Raw genomic sequence first — 11,839 nt, 5'->3', positions numbered from 1 at the left:
TAAAGAAAGGCTATGTGATGAAAAGATATAATATTTTAATTGTTGAAGATGATTGGATGATTGGTGATTTACTGAAAAAAATTTTGCAACGCGAAGAATACAATGTACGTTGGGTGAAAGAAGGAAAAGATATTATCGATATCATCCATGATATCGATTTAGTCATTATGGACGTTATGCTGCCAGGAGATGATGGCTATCAAATTAAAGAAACTAAAAAGTCTAGGATTGAATATTCCAGTCATTTTTCTATCTGCCCGAAATGATATGGATAGCAAACTTCAAGGTTTGAAAATTGGTGAGGATTATATGACTAAGCCTTTTGATCCCAGGGAGCTATTACTAAGAATGGAGAAGTTGCTGGAAAATCAATATGGTACTTTCGCACAAATCAAACATTTATATATTGATGCCGAACATAAGAAGGTATTCAATAATGACTTGCATAATGAAGTGGTTTTTACTGCGATAGAGCGTAAAATTTTTTTCTATTTATATGAAAATAGGGATCGGATTTTAACGAAAGAACATTTCTTTGAATATTTATGGCAGCTCGAAGATAGGAATCAAAATATCATGAATGTACATATAAAAAAAGTTAGAACTAAAATCAATGATAACACAGGTGAAATCATCCAAAATATATATGGAGAAGGGTATAGATTGAATACCTATATAAAGAAATGAAGTTAAAGAAAAAATACCGGCTATTGTTATTTATTGCCGTTATAAGCGTGCCATTTATATTGCTGATGATCAGTATCCTTATGTCACTAATTTATGATATGGCCTTTAAATCCAATAATAGTGACATTCCTTTTCATGAATCTTTTGCATATCCTACAATGCTGGGAGTATTCATTTTATCACTATTATTGTTAGCCTTCTTATTTTCCAAATCTATTAACTCGCTATTGAATAAAATAAATATATTGAATGAAACCATCAGGAATTTAGCTAGTGATGAGGAGATTCCGAATAAGTTAGAGGTTAATAGCAAAGATGAAATTGGGGAATTAACTGAATCGGTGAACTTACTAATTGAAAGAACGACCTATCGGGAATTGGAACTAAAGCAACAAGAGGAAATGAAAAAGGAACTCTTGAATAAATTAAGGCATGACATCAATACACCTTTAACAGCAGTAAGATTACAATTATTTTATTTAGAAGGCCAATATACGGAACAAGCTCCACTATTACAATCACTATATCAACAAATAAATTATATTTCCGAATTAACAAATGAATATAATATTCAATCCACAGATACGCTCGATAATTCCTATATCTTGAATGATAAAGTGAATATGCAGGCTTTATTAGAAATGATGGTTAAAAAATGGGGCTATTTGTATAACATGCATGGTATTGAATTAATATATCATCCTTTAATTGGAGAGTTGGAATGGATGAGTAATGACTTGTGGCTGCAAAGGTTATTCGATAACGTCTTCCAAAATGTCTTAAACCATTCGAAGGCTGATAAACTTGTGATAACCATTGAAAATAATGTGGTCAGTATCAAGGATAATGGAATTGGTTTTGATATCGAAAGTAAAAGTAAGGGACTTGGCTTAAAAATAATTGAGGATATAGATAAGACACTACATATAAAATATAATTTGGAATCCAATGAAAGCGGAACTTTATTTAGTTTTACAGTCGAAAATGCATATGAATCTCATTTGAATGAAGTTATTTTGCGGTGATGACATCTGGGGATTTTAATCAGGGACTCATCAATATCATTCTTTTCAGACAGTTTGCCTTATGCAACATAGTTACCTATCACTTACTTATATAAAGAGATACAAAAAGGTTGCTATAGACCCACCCATTTTTAAGTTGATATTATATTCAGGTACTTAATTGTGGGGGGAAGTTGAATGGAAGAACAAAAATATAATGACCTCAAATTAGGCGAACGTGGTGCAATCATCAGTATTATTGCTTATATTTGTCTATCAATCATGAAGCTGGCTATCGGATACATAAGCGACTCAGCGGCTTTAAAAGCGGATGGGTTGAACAACACGACTGATATTATCGCGTCAATTGCCGTACTGATCGGTTTAAGGCTAGCTCAAAGACCCCCCGATAAAGATCATGGTTATGGTCATTGGAAGAGTGAAACGATTGCATCAATGGTAGCTTCATTCATCATGTTTGCTGTTGGTGTACAAGTATTGATAGATGCTGTTGCTTCCATGCTTAAAGGTGGAAAGGAATCACCTGACATTATTGCCGGGTATGTAGGTGTTTTATCAGCAATAGCCATGTATTTTGTATACCGATATAATAAAAAGCTTGCTATGAAAATTAACAGTAAAGCCGTTATGGCAGCTTCGAAAGATAATATTTCCGATGCTTGGGTAAGTATAGGAACAGCTATAGGGATTTTCGGCTCCCAATTAAACATGCCTTGGCTTGATCCCCTTACTGCCATCATTGTTGGATTATTAATATGCAAAACAGCCTGGGACATATTCAGTCAAGCCTCGCATGAACTTTCTGACGGTTTTGATGAAAATAAAATTCATCTATATAAGGATGTAATTACAAATGTGGATGGAGTCAAGGGGATAAAAGAAATTAAAGGAAGAAATTACGGGAACAATGAAGTGATTGATGTTGTGATCCTTGTCAATTCCACCTTGGATATTAAAGAAGCACATGATATAGCGACTCATGTAGAAAAAGTGATGATGAAAGAACATGGAGTGTATGATGTTCATGTCCATGTAGAGCCCAATTAACCCTCTCTTTCATTATGAATGAACAAAAAAGGTATAAATCTGCTTTACAAACATATGAATAATATGCAATCATTGATTCATTACATTGGAAGGAAAAGGTACCTTATAAAATGAAGCAGTAATCTTATCAAATAAACAGTAAATCTTGAATCAATTTCAATGGGTGTAATCGGTTAGATATGTTCAATGCAAATAAGCCGTCACTTTGTTTGCTTACCGAATTTATCGGTAAGTAAAGTGAATTCATTTTTTCATTTGAACAAGAATCTTTTTAGATACCCATGTGAGATTTTTAATGATTATGTTTAGAGATGGGATTCGTCTGTTCGTTTATAGGTACTAATTCATATACAACTACTTTTTCTGATATCCAATCAGATGAGGTATATTTGGTTTATGTATATTAATTTAGTAACAGGCGATCTCTCTCTAGAAAAATGGAGGGGGATTTTTTTATGTTATTTTTAAAAGCGAATGATTTAAAGAAAAGCTACGGAAGCCGTGAAGTTCTTTCTGTTGATACACTTCATCTTTACAGTCATGACCGTGTTGGTTTGGTTGGCAGGAATGGAGAGGGTAAAACGACCCTGCTTTCTATACTAGCGGGAGTGAGGGAACCCGATTCCGGTCATATCGAGAGCTATGGAACAGTCAGCTATATCCCGCAGATGGAAGAAACTGAACAAGAAATAAGCGGGGTATTAACGAGCATATGGAAACTGCCCGATGAGAATCAAGAAATCATAAGCGGCGGTGAACGAACCCGAAGAAAAATCGCCGCAGCCCTTTCTTCCAATGCGGATGTATTGATAGCGGATGAACCTACCAGCCATTTGGATATATCCGGAATTGAACAATTGGAAAAGGATTTAAAATCTTTTAATGGCGCTATTTTGCTTACTTCACATGATAAAGCATTCTTGAATCATCTATGTACAACAATATGGGAAGTTGAGCAAGGCAAGGTAACGGTATATGAAGGGAATTACGAAGCGTATATAGAACAAAAGCAGGCAAAAACAAAAAATGAAAATAAGCAATATGAAGAGTATACCCGCGAAAAGAACCGGTTGAAACAGGCTGCACAAAACCTCCAAGCCAAATCCGATTCAATTAGGAAAGCCCCTAAACGAATGGGTAATTCAGAAGCAAGGCTGCATAAACGGAGCTCCGGGAAACAGAAGGCGAAATTGAACCGTTCTGCTGAAGCGATCGAAACTCGAATCGAAAAATTAGCAAAAAAAGAAAAACCGAGGGAAGATCCCCCCATCATCTTTGATATTTCAGAATTTCCATCTTTGCATAGCAAAAGGGTCATTCGATTTAATGGCTGTTCCCTGAAAGTCGGGTCACGGGTGCTGAAACAACATATTTTCGGAGATGTCCCCTTAGCTTGCAGACTCGCGATCAATGGTCAAAATGGTTCAGGAAAAACGACATTATTGAAAAAGATAGTGGAAAGGCACCCAGATTTATATGTCGCGATGCCAGCAAAGATTGGATTTTTTGCCCAACAACAAGAAAATTTAAATGAAAATAAAACGGTTCTCGAAAATATATTGGAGGACAGTCCCTACAATCAAGCCTTTATTCGTACACTATTATCACGATTAGCTTTTAAAGGAAATGACGTTCACAAACAAGTATCACTTTTAAGCGGTGGGGAAAAAGTCAGGGCTTCCCTAGCCAAAGTTTTTTTGGGAAACTATAATGTACTGGTTTTGGATGAACCTACAAATTACCTGGATATTCATACTAAAGAGGCTTTAACCGAAGTGTTAAAAGCATATCCAGGAACGATCGTTTTTGTGACTCATGATCGTTCATTGATCCAATCGCTTGCAACACATTCACTTTCATTTGAAAATGAACCTTCGAGAGTAATTGCCATCAATCAGGAAGCAACTAAAACGGCAACAAGCAAGGATGATCATCAAGATAAACAGGCTGAACTTCTTATGATTGAAGTGCAAATGGTCGAGACACTTGGGAAACTGTCCAGTGTTGTGAAGGAAGAGGAAAAAGCGGAATTGGATAGGGTATATCTCCAACTCTTGAACCAGAAAAAAGAGCTTGAAGGATAATTGCAATCCATTAAAGGCCCTTCTCTCGAGAGGGGCCTTTTCTTGGATTAAGAGCGGTTAAAGTGGAGAGATATTTTACACTTTAAAATACCAATAAGTTGATTAGTGAAAAATAATGAAAAAAAAGATGGGTGATGTTAAAATTAACCAACTTGATGGGGAGGGACTTTTCTTGTTGGCATTCAATTAGATAAAATAAATGAAATTTAGAAGGAGAAAGTAAGTAAGAGGGGGACAATCATGAAACCGCGTATTACTGTCATTACATTAGGTGTGGATGATTTGGAAAAATCGCTGCAATTTTATCGGGAGGGCCTGGGATTTCAAACAGAAGGAATAGTGGGCAAAGAATTTGAGCAAGGAGCCGTTGCCTTTTTCGACATGCAAGAAGGCCTGAAGCTTGCCATATGGAATCGAAAGGATATAGCTCATGAGGCCAAGGTTCCTTTGTCTCCGGCAAGTCCTTCTGAATTTACCCTTGGTCACAATGTAGGAAGTAAAGAAGAAGTGAATATTGTGCTGGAAAAAGCCAAAAATGCTGGGGCGATCATAGCCGACCCGGCACATGACACTTTCTGGGGAGGATACTCTGCACACTTTCAAGACCCTGATGGACACCTTTGGGAAGTCGTTTGGAATCCGCAGTGGGACTTGAACGAATAATGTATGCCTGCGTTGGCAGGTCATCAAGGAGAAGAAAGCGAATGGGTAATAATTTGAAACAAGTATTTTACCTAGGGGTTATGTGCTTGTTTTTTATTGATGAACTCTCTGCTTTTTGCAATCAATTCATTATTCTTTTCAATCGCTTCGTTATTACTGTATTTCACCTGATTAACGGTATCATTATCTTCCATGTATTCAAGCAGCAAGTCCACCGCTTTATCCATCAGTCTTTCGATGGGGATGCCTCTTTCTTCAGCCAAATTAGTGAGTCTATTAGTCAAATATGGATTGAGGGTAATGTTTATTGGTTTTCTCGTTTCAGAATTGATAGGCCGTTCCACCTTCAGTCTTTTAATCTATCATATACCTTTCATTGAGGTTAAACAAATATAGTGTTAGGAAAAGTGTTTGCCTGTGGTTCATTTTGGCTCCTCAATTTGGAATTGAAAAGTGATATCAATAAAGAAAGCAGGAAATTGACAGTGATCAATTTCCTGCTTTCTTTTTTTGTGCTCTTGGGGGTTTATACCTCTTTTACTAAATGAAGATAGATAACTGCACTATGTATTCTTGGATTTCAAAGTTTATAACACAAACCATATTTTTAATAAACATATTGACATAATGAATATAACGTTATAATGTTTATTTATTGCAATTGTTTGTTTTTTCAGAATTTTAATCAAAAGGGGGAAAAGTTATTGAATAATTTTATGGGGATACTCGAAATGAAAGTGCTTCCAGTCGCAAACAAAATTGGTTCACAAAGACATCTGCTGGCAATCAGGCACGGTGTTCTGGCAACACTTCCACTGACGATCATTGGATCATTCTTTGTTATTTTGTTGAATTTTCCAATCAGTGGGTATGACGAATGGATTGCGCCTTATCGTGCCGCTTTGGATGTTCCGTTTCGGTTTACGGTCGGAGCAATGGCTTTATATGCGGCTTTTGGGGTGGGGTCAGCGCTTGCAGGACATTATAAATTAGATCAGCTCAGTGCAGGCCTTCTATCAGTCTTAGCTTTTCTGATTACATGTGTTGTGCCTACCCAAGTCATGGAGTCCGTTCCAGGAGTAATAGAAGCGGGTCGCTGGTTACCTATCAGCTCTTTAAGCGCAGCTTCATTATTCGGAGCAATCGTAACATCCTTGATCTCCGTAGAAATTTATCATTTTCTCATTAAGCGCGATATAAAAATCAAATTACCTGATAGTGTTCCGCCAATGGTGTCGAATTCCTTTGCAGCCCTGATTCCAACATTGGTCGTGGTCCTTCTTTTCTGGGGCATTCGTTATGGTTTGGGCTTTGACATTAACTCGATCATCACTACTTTGGTGTCACCTCTCAAAAATTTATTGGTTGGTAATAGTTTAATAGGTGGTTTGCTAACAGTCTTTCTCATCGTTTTCTTTTGGTCGCTGGGTATTCATGGACCGGCAATATTGGGTCCGATCATACGGCCAATGTGGGATTCGGCGATTCTCGAAAATATGGATGCATTTGCAAGAACGGGTAATGCAGCGAATTTGCCCAATTTATTTACCGAACAATTCATTCAATGGTTTGTGTGGATTGGCGGGGCGGGATCGACTTTATCACTTGTTGTACTATTCTTATTTTCAAAATCTAAGTATTTGAAAGAGCTGGGTAAACTGTCCTTTGTTCCAGGGATTTTTAATATTAACGAACCTATCATTTTTGGAGCGCCGATTGTCATGAACCCCATTTTAATGGTTCCATTCATCGTTGCCCCTTTGGTAAATGTCATCGTTTCTTATACCTTCTTTCAATTAGGGTTAATACCGATGATAATGGCTAAACTGCCGTTTACGGTCTTTAGTCCAATTGCAGCTGTCATCAGTACAAATTGGACAATCATGGCCGGGGTTCTCGTTTTATTGAATTTTGTCATCTCATTAATGATCTATTTTCCATTTTTCAAGATGTTCGAGAAGCAGCATCTACGTGATGAAAATAAAATAGAAGCTGGACCGGAAGAAAAGAAAGCGGGCATTAAATATGCTTGAAATAATATTCGCCATTCTATCATTTGTCGGGTCGCAAATCATTTTTTCCCGTACTCGGCTAGGTGAAAGTTTAACACCCTGGAAATCGGTTGGCCTGTCTATTTTAATCATTAGCTTTTCTATCTTTCTGTTTACCGCAATGGGATCGACTTATTATTTGATAGTCATTGTACCAACGATTATTTGTTCTGTAATGGTATCCTCCCGCTATCGTGACTATTTAATGGGATTACAAACTAAGCGGGCTCAATGGAAAGATAGTAGAAAAGGAGTGAATGATAGCTTATGAGAAGATTAGGTATTTCAATTTATCCGGAACAATCTACACCGGATAAAGACAAGCAATATATTAAACTTGCCCATAGTTATGGTTTTGAACGAATTTTCACCTGTTTATTATCGGTTTCAAAACCTTATGAAATTGTCATGGATGAATATAAAAATATTATTTCCTATGCGAAAGCGCTGCATATGGAAGTCATACTTGATGTTGCTCCAGCTGTTTTCGATAAGTTTAATATTAGCTATGATGATTTAAGTTTTTTCGCAGAAATGGGAGCTGACGGCGTTCGTCTTGATCTTGGATTCGATGGCTTGAAAGAAGCTAAAATGACATATAATCCTTTTGGATTGAAAATCGAATTGAATATGAGTAATGATGTCGATTATTTATCGAACATTCTGACGCATCAGGGGAATAAAAATCAAATCATTGGCTGTCATAATTTCTATCCCCAAAAATTCACAGGTCTTCCTTATGACTTCTTCATCTCCTGCAGTAAAAGGTTTAAAGAACATGGCATTCGTACAGCTGCATTCGTTACTTCACAAACCGGTGATATAGGTCCATGGAGTATAAATGATGGATTATGCACATTAGAACAGCACCGTGAACTTTCAATTGATGTACAAGCCAAGCATCTATGGGCAACGGGTTTAATTGATGATGTCATCATTGGGAATGCTTACGCGAGTGAAGAGGAACTAAGAATGCTGGGGGCCTTACAGCGTGACTTGATCGAGTTGAAAGTGGAACTTCATTCGGATGCGTCACCAATTGAGCAAAAAGTTGTGCTGGATGAATTACACCTTCGCCGTGGTGATATCAGCGAGTATATGGTCCGTTCAGTGGAGGTCCGAAAAAAATATGCAAATGAAGATTTTGCAGTCCGTGAAAGTATCCCACAGCGCAAAGGGGCCGTTTTCATCGGCAATGATTCTTTTGGAAAATACAAAGGCGAACTTCAAGTCATCTTAAGGGACATGCCATTGGATGAACGTAAAAATGCAGTCGCCCATGTTGTAAAAGAGGAACTTTTTTTACTGGATTATATTAAACCATGGGGCACATTTAGATTGATTAAATAACATGACCCTAATTTATAAGGAGGAATAATGATGAATATTTTATTATGCTGTTCTGCAGGTATGTCCACTAGTCTTTTGGTTAATAAGATGGAGAAAGCGGCGGTGGAAGAAGGATTGAGCGTGAAAATCCAGGCTGTTCCCACTATGGAAGTAAGAAACCATATAAATGAGGTGGATGTTATTCTTTTAGGCCCTCAAGTTCGGTATCAGCTTAATGATATAAAGAAAATAGGGAATGAAAAAGGAATACCTGTAGATACGATAAATCCAATGCATTATGGAACATGTAATGGCAAGGAAGTATTGCGTACGGCCCTCCAATTAATTTCAAAATAACATACTATCAAAAGGAGTGGTAAAATGACGAAAACAAAAGAGGATCTATCAGAATTATCATTTCAATTAATTCTCCATAGCGGGAATGCCCGCAGTTCTGCAATGGAGGCCATCGCCTTGCAAAAACAAGGTAAATCAAGCGATGCCCAGGATAAATTAAAGGAAGCGGAACATGAGTTTGTTGCTGCACATAAAATCCAAACCGCATTGATTCAACAAGAAGTGAATGGTGAGAAATTCGATATTCCAATGCTCTTGATCCATGCTCAAGATCACTTGATGACTTCCATGACAACAAAAGATTTAGCGATAGAAATCGTGGAATTACACAAGAAAACACAAAAGAACTAACAATATTCAGGAGGTTGCTGCGGCAGCCTTTTTCTTATGTACATAACGTGTGAACTTCAACGAGAAGGCGGAGAAATCCTCCTGCATGAACCTACGTTAAATGAATATGGCAGATAAGGGTCACTCAATATTAGGATTCTCCGAAAATTTAAATTATACTAAGGTTCATGGCGGTAGCAATAGATACTGTCACTGATTAACGAAGGGTATCATGATAGAAAAACAAACAACAAATTAGCAAGCGCAATCATTTTATAAAAGGGGAGAAAAACATGCAAAGAGTCAATCTAACTGAAGATCTTAGTCTTTCACGCATTGTACACGGTATGTGGAGATTGGCAGATTGGAGATTTTCTGCCGAGGATATCCTATCACTTATTGAACACGGAATGGATCGGGGCGTCACTACATATGATCACGCCGATATATATGGAAGCTATACGTGTGAGGAGATTTTTGGGAACGCACTTTCATTAAAGCCTTCATTACGCGATAAAATGGAGATCGTTACGAAATGTGGCATCGTTCTTCAATCAGAAAACCGTCCTTCCCATAAAAGTCACCATTACGATACTAGTAAAACCCATATCATAAAGTCTGTTGAACAATCCCTTATGAATCTTAAAACGGATTATATTGATTTATTACTTATTCATCGTCCGGATCCCCTGATGGACCCGGCGGATATGGCTGAGGCGTTTAATCAATTAAAGGAATCAGGAAAGGTCCGAAACTTTGGGGTATCGAACTTCAAAAAACCGCAATGGGATATGCTTCAATCTTATCTAGACTATCCGCTTGTGACGAATCAGCTGGAGCTTTCGGCATATAATCTTGAAAACTTCGAAGACGGAACCTTGAACTTATGTCAGGAAAAGGGCGTTGCTCCTATGGCATGGTCACCGCTAGCAGGAGGCAGCATCTTTGAGGAATCGAACGAAAAGGCTGTCCGCTTAAGAAAAACATTAGAAACCGTAAAAGAAGAAATCGGGGCTAACGGAATAGATGAAGTGATGTATGCCTGGCTGTTGAGGCATCCCGCAAAAATCATTCCAATCATTGGATCCGGTAAGAAAGAACGGTTGGACAGCGCCATTGATTCACTAAACTTAAGCATGGAAAAAGAGCAATGGTTTAACATATTAACAAGCTCGATGGGATATGATATACCGTAATGAATTGTACCTTTGAACAAAAAAACTTGCCTTCATTAATGGGGACCTCCGTAAAGAGGTCCCCACTCCAGTTTGTCTACATACTGAAGCCTTTGCTCATTAGAGCAAAGGCTTCTTTATATTCTAAAAAAAAATTATCGTTCTCTGATAATTCGATAATTTTAGCTTCTTCGATTAAACCTGGGTTAATACTGACACTCATTCTCTTAAAATAAGGACTATGTATAGTCTCTTTATATCTATTGTTAATTTAAAAATAGTATCAAGTCGGTTAATGAGTAATATAATGAGGCTTTTACGCATATAAAGAAAAAACACAATGTTCTCTTAATAGTCCATACAGCAAATCCTTCCTCGCTTGTGATTTTATTGTGAGATTTAAGAAAAATGATAGGTAGAGGGTGACGAATATGGAAGCGATCGTACTAGCTGCTGGATATTCCAGCCGAGCGAATGCATTTAAAATGACTTTGCCGATGGGGCAAATGAGCGTATTGGAGCAGACGATCTCTAAATTTGAAGGATTATGCAGCAGGGTCATCGTCGTAGCTGGATTTCAAGCAGAAATCATCCAAGAGGAAATTGCCAAAATCATCAGTGAAAATGCCTATTCATTTCAGATTAAGTTTGTTTATAATGAAAACTTTAACCAGGGAATGTTTCATTCCATTCAAAAGGGCTGTAATGAAGTAAATTCCCCAACCTTCTTTATAACACCCGGCGATTGTCCGCTTGTAAAAAAAGAGACTGTTCAGCTACTTGCAAAACACAAAGGAAACGTGGTTATTCCCAGCTTTGACTATAAAGGCGGCCATCCCATTAAATTATCAAGCGAAGTGAAACAGAAAATTCTCGAAACCAATCCAGAAAGTAATTTGCGTGTGGTCCTGGGCGGTTACGAAAAGGAGTACATGAATGTAGATGATGCGGGGGTATTAATGGATGTTGATACACCGGAGGATTACCAAAAAGCCATTGATTATGATAATACTTTAAATTTCTCGAAGTAAAAAGAAAAAAGAAATAAAACTACCAAAATCTTGATTAGAAATGAATCATAAAAGATCATT

12 protein-coding genes and 1 pseudogene are annotated in these 11,839 nt (G+C 37.3%); 12 read left to right on the top strand and 1 reads right to left on the bottom strand.

Annotated features, from left to right (window positions below; all coding sequences use genetic code 11):
- The first annotated feature begins 17 nt into the window (after window positions 1-17).
- From J7I90_RS22680 to J7I90_RS22660, 5 genes and pseudogenes are all read left to right on the top strand, one after another.
- Window positions 18-687: pseudogene (locus tag J7I90_RS22680) on the top strand (response regulator transcription factor).
- Window positions 684-1,712 carry a sensor histidine kinase gene (locus J7I90_RS22675; protein ID WP_214773865.1) on the top strand — a complete coding sequence of 343 codons (1,029 nt, stop codon included), beginning with the start codon at window positions 684-686 and terminating at the stop codon, window positions 1,710-1,712. The pseudogene J7I90_RS22680 and the gene J7I90_RS22675 overlap by 4 nt, the downstream one beginning before the upstream one ends.
- Window positions 1,713-1,889: 177 nt before the next feature.
- On the top strand, window positions 1,890-2,759 hold the full coding sequence (locus tag J7I90_RS22670; RefSeq protein WP_214773864.1) for a cation diffusion facilitator family transporter: 870 nt from the start codon (window positions 1,890-1,892) through the stop codon (window positions 2,757-2,759).
- Between the two features lie 455 nt (window positions 2,760-3,214).
- Window positions 3,215-4,843 carry a ribosomal protection-like ABC-F family protein gene (abc-f, locus tag J7I90_RS22665; RefSeq protein ID WP_214773863.1) on the top strand — a complete coding sequence of 543 codons (1,629 nt, stop codon included), beginning with the start codon at window positions 3,215-3,217 and terminating at the stop codon, window positions 4,841-4,843.
- Between the two features lie 240 nt (window positions 4,844-5,083).
- A complete protein-coding gene (locus tag J7I90_RS22660) occupies window positions 5,084-5,506 on the top strand; it encodes a VOC family protein (RefSeq protein ID WP_214773862.1) in 423 nt (140 codons plus the stop codon).
- 71 nt (window positions 5,507-5,577) lie between these two features.
- Here J7I90_RS22660 and J7I90_RS22655 read toward each other — a convergent pair whose 3' ends face one another.
- Window positions 5,578-5,850: a ribbon-helix-helix domain-containing protein gene (locus J7I90_RS22655; RefSeq protein WP_214923774.1), complete on the bottom strand. Its 273-nt coding sequence runs from the start codon at window positions 5,848-5,850 to the stop codon at window positions 5,578-5,580.
- Between the two features lie 360 nt (window positions 5,851-6,210).
- Between J7I90_RS22655 and J7I90_RS22650 the strand changes: the two genes are divergently transcribed.
- From J7I90_RS22650 to J7I90_RS22620, 7 genes are all read left to right on the top strand, one after another.
- Complete coding sequence (locus tag J7I90_RS22650) at window positions 6,211-7,539, top strand: PTS sugar transporter subunit IIC (protein ID WP_214773860.1); 1,329 nt, start codon at window positions 6,211-6,213, stop codon at window positions 7,537-7,539.
- Entirely contained in the window at window positions 7,532-7,828 is a 297-nt protein-coding gene (locus tag J7I90_RS22645) for a hypothetical protein (protein ID WP_214773859.1), read from the top strand. The genes J7I90_RS22650 and J7I90_RS22645 overlap by 8 nt, the downstream gene beginning before the upstream one ends.
- A complete protein-coding gene (locus J7I90_RS22640; protein WP_214773858.1) occupies window positions 7,825-8,907 on the top strand; it encodes a DUF871 domain-containing protein in 1,083 nt (360 codons plus the stop codon). Before J7I90_RS22645 ends, J7I90_RS22640 begins: the two co-directional genes overlap by 4 nt.
- Before the next feature lie 30 nt (window positions 8,908-8,937).
- Entirely contained in the window at window positions 8,938-9,243 is a 306-nt protein-coding gene (locus tag J7I90_RS22635; RefSeq protein WP_214773857.1) for a PTS sugar transporter subunit IIB, read from the top strand.
- Window positions 9,244-9,267: 24 nt separating this feature from the next.
- Window positions 9,268-9,594 carry a PTS sugar transporter subunit IIA gene (locus J7I90_RS22630; protein ID WP_214773856.1) on the top strand — a complete coding sequence of 109 codons (327 nt, stop codon included), beginning with the start codon at window positions 9,268-9,270 and terminating at the stop codon, window positions 9,592-9,594.
- Window positions 9,595-9,866: 272 nt separating this feature from the next.
- On the top strand, window positions 9,867-10,769 hold the full coding sequence (locus J7I90_RS22625; RefSeq protein ID WP_214773855.1) for an aldo/keto reductase: 903 nt from the start codon (window positions 9,867-9,869) through the stop codon (window positions 10,767-10,769).
- 410 nt (window positions 10,770-11,179) lie between these two features.
- Entirely contained in the window at window positions 11,180-11,779 is a 600-nt protein-coding gene (locus J7I90_RS22620) for a nucleotidyltransferase family protein (RefSeq protein WP_214773854.1), read from the top strand.
- Window positions 11,780-11,839 lie beyond the last annotated feature (60 nt).

The sequence above is a fragment of the Bacillus sp. ISL-57 genome (assembly GCF_018613135.1).
In the GTDB taxonomy this organism is placed as follows: Bacteria; Bacillota; Bacilli; order Bacillales; family DSM-1321; genus Peribacillus; species Peribacillus frigoritolerans.
This window is presented reverse-complemented; position numbering and strand designations above follow the sequence as displayed.